The organism is Pedobacter sp. SL55, from assembly GCF_026625705.1.
GTDB lineage: Bacteria > Bacteroidota > Bacteroidia > Sphingobacteriales > Sphingobacteriaceae > Pedobacter.
In genome coordinates, this window is the sequence record NZ_CP113059.1 from 1,967,207 (window position 1) to 1,987,610 (window position 20,404).

The 20,404-nt window shown below is 39.9% G+C and carries 15 protein-coding genes and 1 pseudogene; 4 read left to right on the forward strand and 12 right to left on the reverse strand.

What is annotated here, in order from left to right; genetic code table 11:
• The first annotated feature begins 197 nt into the window (after window positions 1-197).
• Window positions 198-1,397 carry an Hsp70 family protein gene (locus OVA16_RS08865; RefSeq protein WP_267764977.1) on the forward strand — a complete coding sequence of 400 codons (1,200 nt, stop codon included), beginning with the start codon at window positions 198-200 and terminating at the stop codon, window positions 1,395-1,397.
• A 97-nt stretch (window positions 1,398-1,494) separates the two neighbouring features.
• Window positions 1,495-1,806: a hypothetical protein gene (locus OVA16_RS08870; protein ID WP_267764979.1), complete on the forward strand. Its 312-nt coding sequence runs from the start codon at window positions 1,495-1,497 to the stop codon at window positions 1,804-1,806.
• Window positions 1,807-1,946: 140 nt separating this feature from the next.
• Here the strand turns inward: OVA16_RS08870 and OVA16_RS08875 are convergent, their stop codons facing one another.
• From OVA16_RS08875 to OVA16_RS08930, 12 genes are all read right to left on the reverse strand, one after another.
• Complete coding sequence (locus tag OVA16_RS08875) at window positions 1,947-4,163, reverse strand: xanthine dehydrogenase family protein molybdopterin-binding subunit (RefSeq protein WP_267764981.1); 2,217 nt, start codon at window positions 4,161-4,163, stop codon at window positions 1,947-1,949.
• Window positions 4,164-4,208: 45 nt separating this feature from the next.
• The gene (locus tag OVA16_RS08880) at window positions 4,209-5,186 is read right to left on the reverse strand and encodes an FAD binding domain-containing protein (protein ID WP_267764983.1); all 978 of its coding nucleotides are present in this window, start codon (window positions 5,184-5,186) and stop codon (window positions 4,209-4,211) included.
• Window positions 5,183-5,776 (reverse strand): (2Fe-2S)-binding protein, encoded by a 594-nt coding sequence (locus OVA16_RS08885; protein ID WP_267764984.1) that lies wholly within the window; start codon window positions 5,774-5,776, stop codon window positions 5,183-5,185. Before OVA16_RS08885 ends, OVA16_RS08880 begins: the two co-directional genes overlap by 4 nt.
• A 319-nt stretch (window positions 5,777-6,095) precedes the next feature.
• Window positions 6,096-7,157 (reverse strand): NAD(P)-dependent alcohol dehydrogenase, encoded by a 1,062-nt coding sequence (locus OVA16_RS08890; RefSeq protein WP_267764985.1) that lies wholly within the window; start codon window positions 7,155-7,157, stop codon window positions 6,096-6,098.
• A 202-nt stretch (window positions 7,158-7,359) separates the two neighbouring features.
• A complete protein-coding gene (locus OVA16_RS08895; protein ID WP_267764988.1) occupies window positions 7,360-8,556 on the reverse strand; it encodes an AGE family epimerase/isomerase in 1,197 nt (398 codons plus the stop codon).
• Window positions 8,557-9,780 carry a glycosidase gene (locus tag OVA16_RS08900; protein WP_324288582.1) on the reverse strand — a complete coding sequence of 408 codons (1,224 nt, stop codon included), beginning with the start codon at window positions 9,778-9,780 and terminating at the stop codon, window positions 8,557-8,559. It abuts the gene before it with no gap.
• Between the two features lie 4 nt (window positions 9,781-9,784).
• Window positions 9,785-11,611: a sodium:solute symporter family protein gene (locus tag OVA16_RS08905; RefSeq protein ID WP_267764989.1), complete on the reverse strand. Its 1,827-nt coding sequence runs from the start codon at window positions 11,609-11,611 to the stop codon at window positions 9,785-9,787.
• Between the two features lie 113 nt (window positions 11,612-11,724).
• Window positions 11,725-12,849, reverse strand: coding sequence for a glycoside hydrolase family 26 protein (locus tag OVA16_RS08910; protein ID WP_267764991.1), 1,125 nt, complete (start codon window positions 12,847-12,849; stop codon window positions 11,725-11,727).
• A 52-nt stretch (window positions 12,850-12,901) separates the two neighbouring features.
• On the reverse strand, window positions 12,902-13,918 hold the full coding sequence (locus tag OVA16_RS08915; RefSeq protein ID WP_267764993.1) for an IPT/TIG domain-containing protein: 1,017 nt from the start codon (window positions 13,916-13,918) through the stop codon (window positions 12,902-12,904).
• Window positions 13,919-13,943: 25 nt separating this feature from the next.
• On the reverse strand, window positions 13,944-15,614 hold the full coding sequence (locus tag OVA16_RS08920) for a RagB/SusD family nutrient uptake outer membrane protein (RefSeq protein WP_267764994.1): 1,671 nt from the start codon (window positions 15,612-15,614) through the stop codon (window positions 13,944-13,946).
• 18 nt (window positions 15,615-15,632) lie between these two features.
• On the reverse strand, window positions 15,633-16,334 hold the full coding sequence (locus OVA16_RS08925; protein WP_267764995.1) for a hypothetical protein: 702 nt from the start codon (window positions 16,332-16,334) through the stop codon (window positions 15,633-15,635).
• A complete protein-coding gene (locus OVA16_RS08930; RefSeq protein ID WP_267764996.1) occupies window positions 16,319-18,805 on the reverse strand; it encodes a SusC/RagA family TonB-linked outer membrane protein in 2,487 nt (828 codons plus the stop codon). Before OVA16_RS08930 ends, OVA16_RS08925 begins: the two co-directional genes overlap by 16 nt.
• 227 nt (window positions 18,806-19,032) lie before the next feature.
• Here OVA16_RS08930 and OVA16_RS08935 point away from each other — a divergent pair, with 227 nt between their 5' ends.
• Window positions 19,033-19,908, forward strand: coding sequence for an AraC family transcriptional regulator (locus OVA16_RS08935; RefSeq protein ID WP_267764998.1), 876 nt, complete (start codon window positions 19,033-19,035; stop codon window positions 19,906-19,908).
• A gap of 134 nt (window positions 19,909-20,042) precedes the next feature.
• Window positions 20,043-20,392, forward strand: a pseudogene (locus OVA16_RS08940) (acetyl xylan esterase); the annotation flags it as partial.
• Between the last annotated feature and the right edge of the window lie 12 nt (window positions 20,393-20,404).

Genomic DNA, 20,404 nt, shown 5'->3' on the forward strand with positions numbered 1-20,404 from the left:
TTGAAATGGTAAAGAATATAGGGCAAATAGTATGGCAATTGCTCTGGATAATTGCACTTAGGCTAAAGAAGATTAAAATTTTACCTACCTTCGTCGCCCCGCAAATTTTTATTGTTTTAGCTTTTCCTTATGAACCGATTTTTATATGGTATCGACTTTGGTACCACCAATTCTGCTTTGGCTATTTACAACGAAGATTGAAAGAAATTCACAGTACCATCATTATTCCTTCGTTAATTTATTTCTATCATCAACTAAATACTGGCGAAGAAAAAAATTACGTAGTAGGAGAAGAAGCCATCAGCGCTTACTTGAAAGATGGTATGAGAGGCCGTTTCATCAAATCTATTAAACAAATTCTTTCTCGAAGTAGCTTTACCGAAACCCGCATTCATAATAGGAAATATAATGCTTCAGATTTGGTAGCCATTATTTTAAAAGAACTTAAAAGCAGAGCTGATGATATTGTGGGGCAAGATGTGCAAAAAGCGGTAATTGGAAGACCTGTTTTCTTCGATGACGATAACGTACAGAAAGATACTTTAGCGCAGAACAGACTAGACAAAGCCGCAACACTTGCTGGTTTTACCGAAGTTCGTTTTCAGTTTGAACCCATAGGGGCGGCTTTTGCCTACGAGCAAACTTTAGCCAAAAAAGAGCATGTGCTGGTTGGAGATTTAGGTGGCGGTACTACCGATTTTACTTATTTGATTTTAGATCCTGCAAAAGTTGGGAGTAAAGACCGTAAAAAAGACATGATGGCTACTGGCGGTATTTACGTGGGAGGCGACAGCTTCGATTCGGCTTTTATGTGGGAAAGAGGAACACCTTATTTTGGTAAAAACACCACTTACGAAGCCACGCCTGGCAAAGTGCTAACTGTTCCTAAATCTTTGTTTGCAAACATCTGTTCGTGGGAACAAATGAACTTTTTTAATGGTCAACGCATAAGAAAAGATATTGATGATTACTATTATTTTTCTGGTAAAGACAAGAAGTTTAAAAACTTGATTACGCTAATCGAAAACAACTTGGGTTACTCGGTATTTCAAGCTATTGAGCAAGCAAAAATTACTTTATCTACTGAGCAACAAGCACGGTTTGCCTATCATCAAATGGAAATAGAGATTGATGAACAGGTTTCGTTAACAGCGTATGAACAAATTATACAAAAAGATGTAGATAGGATTGCGAGTTATCTGGAAGAGTTTCTTCAGCAAAATAAGATTGATGTGGCGAATATAGATAGTTTGTTTTTAACTGGCGGTACTTCTATGGTGGCAAGTATTCAAAACCTATTTAAAAGTAAATTTCCACATCTTAAATTAAACTCGGGAGATAACTTTAAAAGTGTTGCCAAAGGTTTAGCTTATAGTGGCTATTTATTTGAGGATTAGATTAATGGTTTTGTGTACTTTACTAAAACTTTTTACTAACAAAAACTATTAGGTAACTGGAAGGAGTATTTCCATCCAATAATCTAATACTAGTAAAATGGAAAATCAAAATAATTCAGAAAACCAGGATATCAAAAGCCAACAAGAAGGTGCTAATGTAGCAATCAAATCTCAGGAAAATGTACTTTCTGGGCTGAGTGATAAAGAACGGTTACAAGCTGCGGAGGCAGAAAATAAATCGGTTGATAGTGCAGCAGATGATTCGAGAAGTGCTGCAAGTGGAACCTTAATTGGTGGCTTATCTGAAAAAGAAAGAACAAATGCGGCAGAAGCCGATGGTAAAATAGACCATTTAGAAAGTGGCTTGAGCGATAAAGAACGCCGAGAAGCTGCCGATGAGAGTTGGTAACTGCTGAGTGTTTTGCATCCCGTCAGTCTGAGCTTGTCGAATACTATAGCAAATGTTTCTACAAGCTTAACATGGCAAGAGTACAAAAGGCCTTTTAAGACTTACGAAGTTTTCAAAACTTCGTAAGTCTAACAAAATATTTACCCCAACAATACCTTATCTGGTGTAATTGGTAAATCTCTCAATCGCTTTCCTGTGGCATTGTAAATGGCATTGGCAATGGCTGCCGCTGTACCAATAATACCTACTTCGCCTAAACCTTTAGAACCTTGCGGATTGATATTCGGATCTGGTTTGTTCACAAAAGCAACTTCAATAATTGGCGCATCGGCATTTACCGGAAAGTGATAGCCCGCAAAATCATTACCTACCAAAGTGCCCAAACGTTCGTCGGTTTGCTGTTCTTCCATTAAGGCCATCCCAATACCGCCCACCGCTGCGCCAGACATTTGGTTGGCTGCCGCCTTTTCGCTGATGATTTTACCACCATCGGCTACGGTTACCATTCTTTCTAGTTTTACTTTTCCCGTTTTTCGGTTAACCCTTACTTTGCAAAAATGCGCTGCGGAAGAACAAAACGCATATTTTTGTCGCTCGGCTCCCGGGCCAGAACTTGCCTCAACTTCTAAAACGTCTAAATTATTTTTTTCCCAAAGTGCAGCATAGCTGATGAACTGATTGTTTGGTGTTTTCAACGAAATGCCACTATCCGATAGTAAAATATCAGCAGGTGCAGCGTTTTGATAAGCCTCATTTTGTGCCGAGGCATATCCTGCCAGCTTCAATTTTAATGCACTTACGACAGCCACAACCGCCCCGCCAATAGAAGATAAGCCGTTACTGCCGCCCTGACTAGGTGCAGGTGGGAGGTTAGAATTGCCTAATTCAATATTAATTTTGTTTTTAGAAATCCCTGTTTGTTCGTGGGCAATGTTCTGCATCGAAACTCCGGTTCCGGTACCAATGTCGGTCATCGCCGTTTGTACGGTAATAGCTCCGTCTTTCTGCATTTGTATGCCTGCGCTTGCATTGCCTCTGCCGGCATTCCAAGCGCCTACAGCCATGCCATAGCCAATGCTCCAATCGCCATCAATACTTTGCGAGTGCGCTGGTTTCCTATCTTTCCAGCCTATCATTTGGGCACCTTTTTCAATACACTCGTTAATGTAGTTGGTAGACCACGGCATTCCATTATCTGGATGTTTGTCTAAGGCCAAGTTCTTCATTCTTAAAGCCACAGGGTCTATGTTAAGTTTGTAGCTCAACTCATCAATAGCACTTTCTATGGCAAAATCTCCGGTACAGTCGCCGGGGCCACGCATCCAAGTTGGTGTAGATAAATTTAGCGGAACTGTGGCTGCTTCGGTTTTCAAGTTCTCGAAATGATAAATCAGTCGGGTTACACGAGTAATGCCCTCATTAAAATTTTCGTAAACAGATGTTCCATTTTTAGCTTGGTGGTGTATGCCTACAAACTTGCCATCGGCATTAGCACCTAATTTGATTTTTTGCCAAGCCGCAGGGCGATAACCCACCGAGTGAAACATCTGTGGACGGGTTAACATCAGTTTTACTGGGCGTTTAACCTGTTTTGCCGCCATAATGCAAGCCAAGGCATGGGGCCAAACCCGTAAACCAGAGCCAAACCCGCCACCTACAAATTCGCTAATCACTTCAATGTTATCCGTTGGGATATTAAATAGCTTGGCAAAAGTACGCTGTACGCTATTTACGCCTTGGTTCTTGTCGAAAAGTTTCAGTTTATCATCAGCTTTCCATTCAGCAATGGTGGCATGCATCTCCATTGGGTTGTGCACCTCGGATTTAATGTTGTATTCGGCCTCAACTACTTGTGTAGCGTTGTTTAAGGCATCTGTATTTCCACGATCTTTTCCTGCCGCAGTAAGCTGAACGTTTTTAAGCGCCGCATCAAAATCTACGTGAGCTTCGGTTTTTTCATAGCTTGCCGTTACTAAAGATGCCGCATAAGTAGCGTCTTCTAAGGTTTCTGCAACTATCATGGCAATTGGCTGGCCTTTAAAATAGATTTTGTCGGTATGAAAAATGGCAAAACCTAATCTAGCTTCTTTAATTTTTGCTTCGTCGGCTAAACCTGGTACAAAGGGCTTATTTAAGTGTGTAATTATCTCTAGCACGCCACTTACTTGCTTGGCATTGTCTATGTTAATACTTTTAATAGTGCCAGCGGCTACAGTGCTACCTACTAACACGGCATGGCAAAGTCCGTTGACTTGATATTCTGCAGCGTATTTGCCAGCGCCAGTTACTTTGGCTACGCCTTCTACACGTCTATCGGTTGTTGCCATTAAATCAAAAGGTTCATCAAAAAATCCCATGTTTTTTTGTTTATTGTTTTTCACTTCTCGATTATCGAAGAACGATTAACGATCCAAGCATTGTTGTAAAGCAGTTTCAATAGCCCCTTTTAACATCGGGATTTTAAAACCATTATGTGCCAAAGGTTTCAAGCCTTTAATGGCGATATTTGCAGCAGCTTCGAAAGTTGCTGCATTGGCCGTTTTGCCTTTTAAATATTGCTCTGCTTGGAGCCAGCGCCAAGGTTTGTGCGCTACACCGCCAGAGGCCAATCTAGCTTCTATAATTTTATCGCCATTTAAATGCAAGGCCGCAGCTACCGAAATTAGTGCAAAAGCATAACTTTCTCTATCTCTAAGTTTAACATAAGCGCAGTTTTTAGCAAAGGGATTATCTGTAATTTCGATAGCTTGGATTAGTGCATTTGCAGGTAAATTATTGTCGCGTTCTGGCGTTGTGTCTGGTAGCCTATGAAAATCTGTAAATGCAATGGTCTGTGTTTTTCCAGCCTTATCGAGCATTTTTACGTTGGCATCTAAAGCGGCCAGTGCTACACACAAATCTGAAGGATGAACGGCTACGCATTGTTCGCTGTAACCAGCAAGGGCACTCATTCTGTTTTCGCCATTGATAGCGCTACAGCCCGAACCAGGTTGGCGTTTATTGCACGGCGTAGTTACATCATAAAAATAGGGGCAACGGGTGCGCTGTAACAAATTGCCGCCAGCACTGGCCATGTTGCGTATTTGTGGCGAAGCACCCGCTAAAATTGCTTTGGCTACCAACGGAGCTTTTGTTAAAATGCTTGGATCATTTGCGGTAGCGCTATTTCGCATCATTGCACCAATGCTAATGCCTTTTGCTGTATTTTCTACTTTATTGGGCAAAGCCGATGAAATATCTACCAAGCTTTCTGGATTGGCAATATGTTTTTTCATCAAGTCTACCAAGTTAGTACCACCAGCAATGAACTGTGTGGTACTGTTTTTCTTTGCTAAAGCCTGATTAGCCGCAGTAGATTTTGAAAATAGAAATGGTCTCATTGTGCAGCAACTTTTTGGATAGATTCTACAATTCCGTTATAAGCACCACAACGGCAGAGGTTGCCGCTCATAAACTCCTTAATTTCAGCAACAGATTTGGTATGGCCTTCGTTTACACAAGCCACCGCCGACATGATTTGCCCCGGGGTACAATAACCACATTGGAAACCATCGCACTCGATAAAAGCTTCTTGCATTGGATGAAGTTGGTTACCATTGGCCAAACCTTCTATGGTGGTTACCTCTTTGCCCGGTAAAGTGGCCGCCAAGGTAAGACAGCTGAGTACCCGCTGCCCATCTACATGAACGGTACAGGCACCGCATTGCCCATGGTCGCAACCTTTTTTGGCTCCGGTTAAGTTCAAATCTTCGCGTAGCAAATCTAACAACGTAGTTCGTGTATCCGCCTTTATAGCGTAACTTTTTTTATTGATAGAAACCTTTAACGGAATTTGCTCTTTTGGTGGTACGATAAAGTTTTTGACCTCTTCGTAAAATGCTTTTACTCCTTTAGGGATAAAAGCCAACGCACCAAGTGCCGACGAGGTTTTAAGGAAAAACCTGCGAGAAAAATTGTACTCCTGCTTCATAAAGGATGTTTATCGCTTAAGACAACGGATTTATTAAATGAAATTGTTTTGTTTGTTGGAGATATGCGTTGCGCAATCCCTAAATAAAAGTAAGAAAAATAAGTTGGGATTTGATAATCGCTCAAATTTGATACAGTAGTTTCGTTCATCATCGCGTCATTCCCGCGTAGGCGGGAATCTTAAAGGTAGTATTACAATAGCAATAGAATGATTATAATAAGTCTTCGACAAGCTCAGACTGACAAAGTGCAGAGAAGTAGCCACAGGTGCACGGATAATTTAAATCATATTATTTTATCTGTGCATCTGTGGCAAGTTTTTAACTGTTTTTTAACGATGCCATATCAATTACGAAACGATAACGTACATCGCTTTTTAGCATACGCTCGTAAGCTTGGTTAATTTCCTGCATTTTAATGATTTCTATTTCAGAAACGATACCCTTTTCTCCGCAGAAATCTAACATTTCTTGAGTTTCGGCAATGCCACCAATTACCGACCCAGCTACCGATTTACGACCCAAAATCATTGGTACGGTGTTTAACATATCTTCTAATCCGCCTAAATAGCCTACTAAAACCAAAGTTCCGTTAATGTTTAAAGTAGCTATGTAAGGATTTAGATCGTGCACATAAGGAACAGTATCGATAATCAAATCGAAGTGCCCACTTACCGCTCTCATTTGCGCTTTGTCTGTAGAAATTACTACCGTATCTGCACCCAATGCTTTGGCATCTTCAGTTTTATCTGGTGTTCTAGAAAACAAGGTAACATTTGCTCCTAAACCTTTTGCTAATTTAATGGCCATGTGACCTAAACCACCTAAGCCTATCACGGCAACTTTGCTGCCTTCTTTCACATTCCAGTGCTTTAATGGTGACCACGTGGTAATGCCAGCACATAATAATGGAGCTACCGCAGCTAAATCTAGGTTGGCAGGTACAGCCAGCACAAAATCTTCCTTAACTATTACTTTTTCTGAATAGCCACCAAAGGTTTGCCCGCCCAAGTGCAAATCTTTACCATTATAAGTGCCAATAAAACCGTTTAAGCAATATTGTTCCAAATCTTGTTGGCAGCTGCTACAGGTTTTGCAGGAGTCTACAATACAGCCAACGCCTGCTAAATCGCCTACTTTAAATTTGCTTACTTCGCTACCCACTGCGGTAATTTTACCTACAATTTCGTGTCCGGGTACTGCTGGGTAAATAGAACCACCCCAGTCGTTGCGGGCGGTATGTAAATCCGAATGGCAAACGCCACAGTACAAAATCTCAATTTCTACATCGTTTGGCTGTACTGCTCTACGGTTAATGCTCAGAGGAGCTAAATCTGCTTCGGGTGCCGTAGTACCAAAAGCTTTAACACTTGTTGTTTGCATAATTATTATTTTTGTTTTGTAGTACAAATAACGAATAATTACTACCTGTTGATTGCAAAATTCAAGTCATTTTTTCATGGTAAGTAATGAGGCTTTTAAATTATATGAGAAAAATTGAGCGATATTTTTCTAATCACGGCAGGTGTAAAAATTGAGGAAAAAGACTGTTTAAAGTAAAATTTGTTATGCTATGTACGTTGTATTAAGAAGCTATTTTGTTAATTCTCTTAATAATTTCAATACAAGCTCTGCCGTTGTGATAAGGACATTTCCAAAAGCCAGCTTTGTCTTCGTTTTTCATTATAGAATGATCTTCGTGTAAACCCCAAAACCATTCGCCATTTTTGTTGTCTTTTAAATGGTTTTTAATGAAATTCCAAACTTTAAATGTAGCGTTTAAATAATTTTCGTTACCCGATATTTGCCAAGCATTAAAAAAACCTACCATAGCCTCTGCTTGTGGCCACCAATGAAATTCGTTAATCCAATGTTGGTTAATTGGATTAAATTCGTAGACTAAGCCACCGTTTTTGTGTAGACCTTGTGAAGCCGCATCGGCCATTTTTAAAGCTAATATTTTAAAGTCCTGGATTTCTTCTTTATCATTAATTATTTCTGCAGCTTCTAGTAAAAGCCAAACAGCCTCTATATCGTGTCCAAAAGAAACCAAGTTAGATTTTACTTCCCAATCCATATTAAAAAACAATTGTAAATGCCCAGTTTCTGTATGAATGATATGATTTTTAAAGTTTGTTAAGAGTTTTTGTATGGCAATTTTTAATTGATTGTTAGGCCAAACCAGATACAGATTTGCATAAGCTTCGATGATGTGCAGATGCGTATTCATCGATTTTTTATCATTTTGATCTTTTTCGCTCAATCGCAAATTGTCTGTTGCCTGCCAATTTTGTGCGTGCGCCTCTATATAGCCACTGTTTACTTTATCGAAGCTGTGTTCTTCTATTAATTGATAAGTGCTTTTTGCTAAATCTAATTCGGCTTTGCTATTGTTTATTTTGTAATATTCGGCTAGTGCATAAATGGCAAAAGCTTGCCCGTAAACTTGCTTTTTGGTGTCTAGAGGTAGCCCTTCTGGTGTAAGCGACCAATAAAAACCTCCGTTTTTTCTATCCTGAAAAAAATCTACTAAATAGTTGTAAGCTCTATCCGCAATTTCTAGGTATGTTGGTTTTGGTTTTAATAAGTAGGCTGATGAAAAAGTGTACAATATACGGGCATTGAGCACCAATCCCTTTGGAGAATTTATGGCCTGGTTTGCGTTGTTAATTTGGCCATAAAAACCCCCAAGCTGGTGGTCTAAGGTGTGAGTAGACCACCAACTGAGCAAATCTTGTAATTCTGCTTCTAAGGCTGGTTTAAAATTTTTTAGTGCCTGCATTCAGGGGCGTGCTACTTGTCCGTTCAAATGTAAGGTGTTCTCAGTTTTTTTGGCCAAGCTTTTATTGGCATCAATAATATTAATGATGGTTTGCACCGTAGCGGCAGAGCGTAGCCCATCTTCGGGGTTGTTGGCTACGTAATCTAATAATTGTTCAATTGTACTTGTAGCTACATGTATGCGGGTGTCTGATGAAGCATAGTAAATATACACTTTGCCATCTTCATCTGCAATCCATCCGTTGCAAAACACTACGTTAGAAACGTCGCCAATTCGCTCATCTTCCTCTGGCGCAATAAGATATCCGGCAGGTTTATGAATTACTTTGGTTAAATCGTGCAAATCGGTCATGAACATATAGAGTACGTAGCGCAAGCCAGCGGCGGTATTTCTAACGCCATGCGCCAAGTGCAACCATCCTTTTTCGGTTTTGATTGGGGCCGGCCCTTGTCCGTTTTTTGCTTCGTAAACAGTATGGTAAACTTTTTTATCGATAACAATTTCTTCGTCAACCAAGGCATTTTCAATAGCTTTAGATAAGCCGAAGCCAATGCCTCCACCTTTACCTGCTTCTATAAAACTATCTTGCGGGCGGGTGTAAAAAGCATAGCAGCCCGCTACAAATTCTGGATGTAATACTACGTTTCGCTGTTGTGGCGAGTTGGTTTTAAGGTCGGCCAAGCGTTCCCAGTTCTTTAAATCTTTGGTGCGGGCAATACCACATTGAGCAATAGCAGCAGATTGATCGCCTTCGCTAGCGCTTAGATCTCTTCTTTCGGTGCAAAAAAGGCCATAAACCCAACCGTCTTCATGTGCTACCAATCTGATATCGTAAATATTAGTGTCTGGGTTTTCTGTTTCGGGCATTTCAATAGGGTAGTCCCAAAATTTGAAATTATCTATGCCATTGGGGCTTTCGGCAATGGCAAAAAACGATTTTCTGTCTATGCCTTCGACTCTTGCCATCAAAATATATTTTCCATTCCATTTTATTGCGCCTGGGTTTAACACCGCGTTGATGCCAAAGCGTTCTATCAAAAACGGATTGGTAGCCTCGTTGAGGTCGTATTTCCAATTGAAAGGAATATGCTTGGCTGTAAGCACGGGGTTTTGATAACGTTGATAAACGCCATTATTAAAATTAATTGGTGTGTTTTGTTTTTCTAGCAATTGAGTTTGCGCTGTAGCCATTTGCAAGATGCGCTCTTTGAAATTCGTGTTCATAATCTTAATCTTCTAATCTATTCCACCAGGTTCTTTTTAAAATGGTAACGATAACTGCTAAAATGGCTATAGTTACTAGCAACGGCAGGTACATACCGGTAATTAAATACATTGGAAATATGGTTAGGCACAATTGAGCAACAATACCAATGGCCACGTTAAACATATCGAGTTTGAAATTTTTGTTTTGTTGGAAAGAGGGGTTTTCTGCAGCTACTAATTGGTGTATAGGTTGCCAAAAGCCCCATGGTTTTACGGTGCTATAGAAAGATTTCAGTACTTTAATGTCGGTAGCGGGGGCGGTGTAAGTGCCAATTAAACATCCGGCTAACGATAGTAAGAAAAGTGCTGGCCACCAAAATAGCGGCAGTCCGGTAGTAACGTAAGGCATTAATAGTGCTGCGCCAACTCCCACAGCCATTCCCCAAAAAAAGCCATTGGCATTAAAGCGCCACCAATACCATTTTAAGCAGTTGGCAGCAACATAACCGCCATATAGGCCGCCTACAATCCATTGTAAAATGTTATTCACATCTTTGGTTAAAAAACCAAAGCCTATTCCTGCGGCTACTACTACAACGCCTATAATGTAATTCATGTAAATAATTTTTTTGGTTGCTGCCGCTGGATTAATGTACTTGAGGTAAATATCGTTTACAATATAGGCTTGCGCCGCATTTAAGGTGCCGCTAAACGTGCCCATAAAAGCACCCAATAATCCAGTAAGCACTAGGCCTAAAACTCCCACTGGTAAAAAGTTGTTAATTGTTGCAGGTAATATTCTTTCAAAATCGGTTACGCCATCTGGCCCTTTTAAGTACAATTGATTATAGTAGAGCAAAGCCAAAACCGTTAAGCCAGTTACCATAGAATAGCGGATTGGTAGTAGCACAATACTCACAAAACCTGTCATTTTGCTGGCTTCTTTTGGGCTGCGGGTACTTAAAATTTTCTGCATATCGTAATTTGGTGCTGGGCCTGCAAGAGAAGCAAAAACACCTTTGAGTAGCATCATCATAAAGAAAGCTCCAAACAAGCTGAAACCATCTTCTTCTATTTTTTTATTGGCCTCGGCTGCAATGGCGCTCCAATCCATATCTAATTTCCAACTAAAAAATGGGGTATTCCATCCGGTAGGTACATTAAGCTTTTGGTTTTGTAAGTGCATTATCGCAATAACACCAATGGCTATGCAAGCTAAAGTCATGATGGCATATTTAATGGCATCGCCCAAAACAATGCTGTGCATACCCCCTAAAATGGAATAGAACATGGCAAAAAGCGTAAATACAATGCCGTAAAAATGCGGTACATATTTAGCAGGTACAGTAAAAGGTATATAGTTTTGTACGTATTCCCAAGGGATAAAAATTTCAATAAATTTGCCCAAGCCAACAAAGCCATAAGCTAAGAAGCCCAAACAGCTAATTAAGGCAAATGCAATTACGATGGCGTGAGAGCCCGTTACCCCTTTTCCGGTTATTCCAAATCTTGTTTTTAACCATTCGGCGCCAGTAGTGGCGTTAGATCTTCTTAGCCATTTAGAAAGAAACATCATCATAAAAACCTGGTTAAATACCGGCCACAACCAAGGTATCCAAATGCTTTTAAAGCCGTATACGAAACAGAGTGAAACCATCCACATGGTGCCGCTAATGTCGAACATATCGCTGGCATCGCTTAATCCGAGCATATACCAAGGCAGTTTTTTGCCACCCATAAGGTAACTTTCTTTGTCTTGCTTGGCTTTGTTTTTCATGTAAAAGCCAATCATTACCATGGTAATAAGGTAAACAACAAGAATGGCAATATCTATTAGTTGTAAGTTCATCTAGTGATCTATATGTTTTTATTTGTGAGATAGCTTGTTGCGATTTATCGGAGGAGCTTGCCACGAGTAAATTATCATTACGATGTGTTAATGGTAGTTTACTCGTGAACGCTTCATTTGGTTTGGTATAGGTTTTTGGTGCTTAGCATTTTCTCAAACCATACTTTTTTGTTTTGGTAAAATTTCTTGAAGTCTTTAGCAGATGCCTGCCCTTTGTAGGGTGCGTAATAGTGCATTTTTTTTGTTGATGGCATGTAGCCTGCGTTGCGCCACACCAACACATAAGAAATAGGATAGTCTTTGATGGCTGGCCATAGTGTTCCTGTCCACCAACTTGGGTCTGGAATGTTTTCGAAACCTGTTTCTGCGAAAGCCGAAAGTTTGTTCTTTTCTGTGGCTAGTTTGGTAGTAATATCAAGTTGCTTTTTAACAGTGTTGATGAATTTTTTCTTTCCCTCAATGCCATATTGATATTGATCGAAGCTTAAAACATCTACTACATCATCTCCTGGGTAGCTTTCTAAAAATTCATTTTCGTTATCAAATTCGTTGGTGTTGTAAACCCAAATAAGGTTGTTTAACTTTTTTTGATTTTGCAAATAGTTTACGGTAAACCTCCAAATTGCTTTATACTCTTCTGGGGAGGTTGTGTTTCTTCCCCACCAAAACCATTTGCCCTTTAACTCGTGAAACGGCCTAAATAAAACAGGAATTTCTTCGCCTTTGGCATTTTTTAAGCTTTGTAAGAAAACACTAACCCTATCAAGCCAGGTTTTGAAGATTTCGTGTTTTTCGCCATTTGGTAAAATAGATTTAACGGTGTGATGAGCTGTGTCCCAAGATGAACCATTGGTAAGTGGGTTATCGGCATGCCAGCTAATGGTAATTACCGCACCTTTTTGATGCGCAGTTTTGATGTATTCACGCATTTTGTCAAAAGGTACGCCATCCAAGTTTTTTTCTCGTTGATGTTCTATTTTTCCAAGGTCCCAGCCATATACTGCAGGATAATCGTTTACGGTTTCTTTGATGTCGCTTTTGCCAGGTTCGTACTTCCAGCCAACACCATAAGCCAAATCATCTTGATGGCCAAAAAGCACCTGTTTTTTGCTTAGCTTATGGAGGTTCTGGTAAAGTGCTTTGGTGGCTTTGGTGGCATTTTTATTACTTAATTCTTGCGCATATACTTGGCAGTGGCTACTGGTAGCTATTAACAAGAGTAATAAAATTTTCTTCATAGTTTGTTTGGTTAAAAATGGTTTAGACTAAGATATACAGCAAAATTATAGGTTAGTAAAACCCTACATCATCAATAAATATTTGCGAGGCAAAGCCACTAAACTCTTGAAAAGTGATGTACTCAATAGTTGCAGGATTGCCAATGTTGATGAATGGTACTTGGTAGTCGGTCCATTTGCCTTCGTTAAGTAAGAGTTCATAGTTTCCTGCGGCAGGAGAAACTGTTATTCTTACTTTTTTGCCTTGTGTGCCTGGGCCTCCAAACATTGATATTTTAACCATGCTGTAACCTGCTGTTGAGAATTTAGAAACTAACCTGAAACGTACAGCAGAGAACGATTTATGCGTCACGTCAATGGCAGAGGTTCCTCGTCTTGTGTTGGTAGTACTGGCTAAATTAAGCGAAGTGGTAGAATACGAAGTATTGGTCCAAGAATTCTTAAAGCCGTCGTCATAAATTACATGTTTTAACCCAAAGGTTTTGGTAGCTGTTACTGAGCCTACAGGAGTGGTAATTACCACTTGCCCAAAAGTTCCGCCTGTTGGCACTTTAATTTTTACTTGAGTTTGTGTGCTAGATACAATAGTAGCTGCTACTCCATTAATGGTTACCCCGGTTATTCCCTTGTAATAATTGCCGTTAATGGTAATTTCGTCGTCAACTACACCTGCTCCAGGACTAAAATCATCGATTTGTGGGCCTGGTTGCTTAATTTGGAAGTTTAGGGTTGCTGTACCATATTTGGTGGTTACTTTAATTGGATTGTTGATTGGATCTGTAAGGTTGGCCGGAATTTTTACGGTAATGGTGTTATCGTCAGCGTAGGTTAGCGAGTCGGCAGCCAAAGTACCATTGAAATCTACTTCCGAAGTAGTGCTCAAATTGGTGCCCTTGATGATGATCCACTCGCCATAACCGATAGATTGCAATGAGGTATTTCTGTCGTTAAGGGTAGTTACCGAACTTAAGGTTGGCGGAGCGGTGTTTTCGCTGTTATCTTTTTTACAAGCACTAATAGCCATAAATGTGAGCAAAATTATGCTTGCATTTATATGTTTTTTGATCATTTTCATCTTGAAAAAATTTCGTAAATTACCAATTAGGATTGTTTTTGCCTTTTAGGGCAGTGTTTGAGTTGATTTCGTTGAGCGGTATAGGAAGCAACAAATTTTTTGCTTGACGCACTTTCGAGATGTTGTTCTGTCCGGTTCCAATTTTATTCATTACTTGCAAGTAAATTCCCCATCGCATTAAATCAAAGCGCCTAATGCCTTCCATGTTAAATTCTCTAGCTCGTTCTGCCAATACAAAACTGCGGAACTGCTCTGGTGTCATGTTGGCTGGTGCATAAGCTTCTGGTACTGGTATTGGGGTTTGCGGTAGTGGCGGAGCTGGCGTGTATAAAGGAAAGGAGCGAAGCCTCACTTTATTTAGTGCTGCATAGGCACTGCTATTTGCCCCATTAATTTCGTTTTCAGCTTCGGCTATCATTAAATAAACCTCCGAATAACGCATTAGGGGGTAAAAAGCATCGCTATTAGCCACACTCGGATCTGCTACACTAGCGTATTTAATGGTGTAGGCACGTTCTGCGGTTGTGCTTCCTGTATTGTTATAGGTAATGCCGCCCACCACTTTGTATTGTGCCGCTTGCCACGATGGGTAAAAAATATAAGTACCTTGCAGTGTTTGATAATTATGGGTAATGCCATCTAGCACCCGTTCGTCTAAAACATCATAGTCGTTGTAATGGTTATTGGTAGTCCAAACGGCGCCTACACCAAAGGTAGAGCGAGCTGAGAAATAGTTATGAAGGTTATTAATGAATACAGTGCCAGCCAAAGATTGTAACTGCCACATTTGTTCTTTATTGTTTCTGCCGGCTATGCTCCATAGTTCTTTCCAGCTTTCTGTGAGGGAGTATTTTTCACTGTCAATTACTTCTTGTGCTTTGTCTCTTGCTAAGGTGTAATATGCTCTAGCATCTAAACCTTCTAAGCCTGCTACCACATTTTTGGTATAAGTGTAGTAGCCATTGTCTGTTCCGCCGCGTACGGTAATACTGCCCGTAGATGCTCCAGAGGCCATAGTTAGGTAGGTTTTGGCTAAAAAAGCTTTGGCTACTCCTTGGTTTACTCTGCCTGGTTCGCCAGCTTTGGCATGTCCCAATTGGAAAAGATTGGTTTCTGCTGCCTTAAAATCTGCAATCACTACTTCGTAAGTTTCTTTTACGGTAGCTCTTGGTACATTGGTTTCTGGATTGCTAGCCGATAGCGCTTTTAGTTTGATAGGCACGCCGCCATACAGTTGTACAAGTTGGAAGTAAGCCCAGCCACGTAAAAAGTAGGCTTCTCCCATGATACGTTTCTGGATATCGGGATCAATATCGGTAATGTTAGGGACGTTCTCTAAAACCGTATTTGCTCTGGCAATCATCGCGTAGCAGCCCACCCAAGGACCATCAACACCCCAGTAAGATTGCGGGTTGCCAGCACCAGTAGTGCCTAAATACCAATCGGCCCCAGATACGTGGTCATCGTCTAGTACGGTCATGTTCCAAAACGGTTGTTGAAATAATTCCCAAGAGTACAGTTCGTTATAAACGCCGTTAATGGCGGCTCTGGCATCGTTTTGGTTATTGTAAGAGTTTTCTGGCGAATAAAAAGAGTAGGGTTTTTCTTCTAAAGCTTTTTTGCATGAACTAGTGCTTAACAAAGCTAAGCCGAAAACTGATGCCATAAGATAGGTTGAAATCGCTTTCATTTGATTATTTTGTTAAGGTTAAAAATTACAACGTAAAGAAAAATTGAAGGTTCTGTTGTTTGGGTATCCGCCTAAATCTACACCAAATAGGGCTGGATTATCTCCGTAGCTGTTCATCTCTGGGTCGAAACCAGAATAATTGGTAAACGTTAATAGGTTGTTTACCCCTACAGCCACCCGCATTCTCGAAATTACGGTAGATTTTAGGGGAATGTCGTAACCTAAAGTCACGTTTTTAATCCTAACGAAACTACCATCTTCAACAAATCTTCTGCTAAACAAAAGGTTTCTAAAGAACTGACGCATAATTTTCGGGCCAGTAGCATTGCTGTTGTCTTGGCCCGCAGTCCAAGCGCCATCGGCCATTTCTTGGGTTATGTTTTTGTTGGTGCCCAGGTTAGCATTAAACCTAGTGTTCATGTTAATAATATCGTTGCCTTGTACACCATTTACAAATACACTTAAATCAAATCGCTTGTATTTAAAGTTATTGGTAAAACCAAAAGTGTAATCGGGGTTTACATCGCCAATAAAGGTTCTATCGCTTTGCGACATACTTGTTGGGTCGCCGTCTAGGTTCTTATACTTGATTTCTCCGATGGTGCGTAAAATAATAGCATTGCCTTGGTTAGTGTACTGGGGGTCGTTTCTTACTTCGGCTTCATTGTCGTAGTAGCCATCCTCTACATAGCCGTAAAGCGCACCTATGGGTTTGCCCACCGTTTGTATAAATGGCGCATCGCAGTAGAAATGTTGCGGGCATATTGCTCGGTTACATCGGCGCTTAGGCTTAATATTTTATTTCTGTTAAAGGAGATGTTAAAATTTGAATTCCACTCGAAATCTTTGGCTTTAACTACTGTTCCGTTTAAGCTAATTTCTAAACCTTTGTTTTCTATAGAGCCAGAATTTACCAGTTTGGTTTTAAAACCTGTAGATGATGGAATGGTTAGGTTCTGCAATAAGTCGTCGGTTATTTTTTTGTAAGCTTCTATGGTTAGGTTTAGCCTATTTTTAAATAGACCCACATCTATACCAAGGTTGTAAGCACTGGTAGTTTCCCATTTTAGTTTCTCATTGGCCGGGCCAGCAAATATATCGTTAGCTAAACCTGTTTGTACAGCGCCGCCAAAAACATAGTTGTAAACACTCAATTTTGCTAAAGATGCATAAGATCCTATGCCTTGGTTCCCTGTTTTTCCATAGCTGAAACGTAATTTTAAATCGCTGATGGTTTTTATGTTCTTCATGAAATCCTCGTTAGAGATTTTCCAAGCGGCTGCGGCCGATGGAAAACCTGCCCATTTGTTATTCTTGCCAAATTTGCTAGAACCATCTTGGCGATATGATAATGTTAAGAGGTAACGATCATCAAAACTGTAGTTTGCACGTCCTAAAAATGAAATCAAGGTAGATTGATAGCGATTGGTAACTACCAGCATAATTACTTCGCCGGCAGCAAGGTTTTCATTTTGTAGGTTATCGTTAGGGAAGGTTTTTGCTTCGGCTCTTTTGCTCTGTCCGTTGGTGCGTTCAAAAGTTCCTGCACCCATTACGTTCAAACTGTGTTTTTCAATTTTTTTGTCGTAAGTAAGAATGCTCTCAGAGGTAATGTTATTCCAAATGTTATCAGCCTTTAAGCCCCATCCTCTCATGGAGAAGCCTTCATAAACGCTTGTTGGATAATATTGGTCTCTCGCACTATTAGAATAGTTGAAACCTACATTCTGCCTAAATTTGAAATTATTCAAGAATTTGGCTTCCAGATAGTTGGAAGAGAAAATATTTAAGCCCCTTACTTTATTCAATACATCGTTTACATAGATGTACGGGTTGGTTATAAAAGCATCTCCTACACCATCGTAAGCAATAGGGTCTGAAATGGTAGAAGGAAAGGTTAGTGCCGAGCGAATTACTCCAGCACTTGCCGCATCAGATTTATCTGTGCCTGTTTTTACGCCGTTGGTTAGGGTGCTGGCCAATGAAGTGCTGGTTCCGATTTTAAAGGTTTTGCTAATGTTCCTGCCTAAGTTTAGGCCTAAACCAAATCTGTTATAGTCTGAATTTTGGATGGTTCCTTCTTGGTCTAAGTAATTAAAAGTGATACTGTGTGTACCAGCATCGGTACCACCATTGATATTTACCGAATAGTTTTGGTACAGGCCGCTGCGAAAAATTCTATCTTGCCAATTGTTATTGTCGCCAATAAAATCCTGTGGTCCTTTGTCATAATAGGTTTGTCCGGGGTTGTTTGGGTCTGGAACATTTTCGCCCCTGTAAGGCAGGGTGTAAGCCGTACCTGTGTAAATGTTAGAGTTGGTGTAGGCCAAGTTCTGATAGGCCGCATATTCGGCGGCATTCAAAACATCCAGTCTTTTAGAAACCTGCGCCATTCCTGCTGTAAAGTTTGCTTCAATTTTGTCTTTGCCACTTTTCCCTTTTCTGGTAGTAATTAAAACTACGCCATTTGCACCACGAGAACCATAAATTGCAGTTGCCGAAGCATCTTTTAAAATATCGATACTTTCAATATCATCTGGGTTGATGAAAGACATGGCGTTAAGCGTTTGTTTTTCGTCATCGCCTATTGACATAGGAGTAGAACCAGAACTAGAGTTGTTAAACGGAACACCATCAATCACATATAGTGGCTCAGTGCCGCCTAAAAATGAGTTAGATCCTCTAATTCTAATGCTTAAACCTGCACCTGGGGCACCATCGTTTTGCGTAACGTTTACACCAGCAATCTTTCCCTGCATGGCTTGCAAAATATTGGTTGGAGCATCTCTAATAAATTCTTCTCGTTCCAATCTGGTTACAGAACCTGTTAGGTCGCTCTTTTTAACAGTGCCATAACCCACCACAACAATATTTGATAATGTGGTGGCACTTTCTTTAAGCCTGATATTGAAATTTGTGGTACTGCCAATAGCTACTTGTTGTGGTTCCATCCCTAAATAAGAGAATACCAAGGTTTGCGCATTTGCTGGCGCCATAAGGCTAAAATTTCCATTCTCGTCTGTAATTGTAGAAATTTTTGAATTTTTGATACTTACAGAAGCACCTGGAAGTGGAGTACCGCTTTCGTTCACTAGCTTTCCTGTTAACTTTTTGTCTTGTGCCAAACACAAGGTAGTGGTTAACATACATACAAATACTGCCAATAAAATAGTGGTTAGTTTATTAAGCATAAATATATTATTTGGTTGATATCAAAATTAGTCTTCATTGTGCTGCAATAAGTAATACTATTTTATCCATTTGTAATGTTTTTATCGCTTCAATATCAGTTTTAGTAATCCTGTGTGGGTTTGCGTATTTGTAATAGCCTTTTTTATTGATGAATAGGGTTTTTAAAGCCTATCTTTGGTTATGATATTATTTTATCTTTAAAGTTGTTTTTATATTCATTTATGCTATGCAATCAAATATAATCAAAGAAATTACGCCGCTTACTCCCGGCGATTGCTTTACCATTTTTGAACGGAAAAAGCAAGATTTTGATTTTCCATTACATTATCACGAAGAAATGGAACTGAACTATATTGTTAATGCCAGTGGGGCTCGCAGGGTAGTAGGAGACCATATAGAAGAAATTGGCGATATAGAATTGGTGCTTGTTGGCGCTAATTTGCCCCATGTTTGGGAAACTCATAAATTAAATGGAAAGGAAATTCATGAAGTTACCATTCAGTTTCATAAAGATTTGTTCGATGAAAAATTTTTGCGACGTAATCAGTTACGAATCATCAGAGACATGTTTGAAAAAGCAAAGTGCGGTATTCTTTTTTCTGAAGAAACAGCCAAGAATATTGGTCCACGTTTAATTAAGCTTAACAAGCAACACGGTTTCGATTCTGTGTTAGAGCTGATGTCTATTTTACATGATCTTTCTAGCTCACGTAGTATGCGTACCCTTTCTGATTCTACTTTTAGCCAGGCTGAGTTTTCTTACAGTAGTAGAAGGGTAGAGAAGGTAATGGAGTATATCAACCTTAATTTTGATAAGCAAGTGTCTTTAGCTGAGGTAGCCCGTATTGCCAACATGACAGAGGTGTCTTTCAGCAGGTTTTTTAAGAATAGAACGGGCGTAAGTTTTATTGATAGTTTAATAGAAATACGTTTGGGGCATGCTTCCAGGAAATTAATTGATACTACCGAAGCGGTATCAGAAGTGGCTTATAATTGTGGTTTCAATAACATTTCCAACTTCAATCGTATTTTCAAAAAGAAGAAGGGGTGTACGCCTAAAGAGTTTAGAGATAACCTTTCGGGCCATCGCATATTTGTTTAAAGAAAATTGGTGGTTTATTGAGCGATGTGTCATGTTGAGCTTGTCGAAACATTTTCTCATCATTAGTTTTCGAAAAGCTCCTTTAGCCTAACATTAGCATAAAAAATCAAGTTCAACCAAATCAACATAGATATATGAGACGATTATTTCAGCTTTGCTTAATTTTAGTAGGCTTGCAGGTTTCTGCTACGGAAGGCAAATTTTATGAAGCCAACCATCGCTTTGTGCAATACACGGGCAGGTTTGATTATAGCAACCCTGCAAGGCCCAAAGCTTGGGCATCTGGCGCTTATGTGCAAATTAAATTTAGTGGTAGCTTTTGTTCCGTAAAAATTAATGACGAAATGTTGTGGGGTACGGTGCTCAACTATTTGGAAATAAAAGTAGATGACCAGCCGGCTTATCGCATTCGACTTACGGTAAAGAAAACACCATAGTTTTGGCCAAAAATCTCCCAAAGGGAAACCATACTGTGCTCATTTGTAAAAACTCGGAG

What these genes read in the sequence shown, in the direction of transcription:
- OVA16_RS08870 (WP_267764979.1), top strand. Translation starts at nt 1,495, where the DNA reads ATGGAAAATCAAAATAATTCAGAAAACCAGGATATCAAAAGCCAACAA.
- OVA16_RS08875 (WP_267764981.1), bottom strand. Translation starts at nt 4,163, where the DNA reads ATGGGATTTTTTGATGAACCTTTTGATTTAATGGCAACAACCGATAGA.
- OVA16_RS08880 (WP_267764983.1), bottom strand. Translation starts at nt 5,186, where the DNA reads ATGAGACCATTTCTATTTTCAAAATCTACTGCGGCTAATCAGGCTTTA.
- OVA16_RS08885 (WP_267764984.1), bottom strand. Translation starts at nt 5,776, where the DNA reads ATGAAGCAGGAGTACAATTTTTCTCGCAGGTTTTTCCTTAAAACCTCG.
- OVA16_RS08890 (WP_267764985.1), bottom strand. Translation starts at nt 7,157, where the DNA reads ATGCAAACAACAAGTGTTAAAGCTTTTGGTACTACGGCACCCGAAGCA.
- OVA16_RS08895 (WP_267764988.1), bottom strand. Translation starts at nt 8,556, where the DNA reads ATGCAGGCACTAAAAAATTTTAAACCAGCCTTAGAAGCAGAATTACAA.
- OVA16_RS08900 (WP_324288582.1), bottom strand. Translation starts at nt 9,780, where the DNA reads ATGAACACGAATTTCAAAGAGCGCATCTTGCAAATGGCTACAGCGCAA.
- OVA16_RS08905 (WP_267764989.1), bottom strand. Translation starts at nt 11,611, where the DNA reads ATGAACTTACAACTAATAGATATTGCCATTCTTGTTGTTTACCTTATT.
- OVA16_RS08910 (WP_267764991.1), bottom strand. Translation starts at nt 12,849, where the DNA reads ATGAAGAAAATTTTATTACTCTTGTTAATAGCTACCAGTAGCCACTGC.
- OVA16_RS08915 (WP_267764993.1), bottom strand. Translation starts at nt 13,918, where the DNA reads ATGATCAAAAAACATATAAATGCAAGCATAATTTTGCTCACATTTATG.
- OVA16_RS08920 (WP_267764994.1), bottom strand. Translation starts at nt 15,614, where the DNA reads ATGAAAGCGATTTCAACCTATCTTATGGCATCAGTTTTCGGCTTAGCT.
- OVA16_RS08930 (WP_267764996.1), bottom strand. Translation starts at nt 18,805, where the DNA reads ATGCTTAATAAACTAACCACTATTTTATTGGCAGTATTTGTATGTATG.
- OVA16_RS08935 (WP_267764998.1), top strand. Translation starts at nt 19,033, where the DNA reads ATGCAATCAAATATAATCAAAGAAATTACGCCGCTTACTCCCGGCGAT.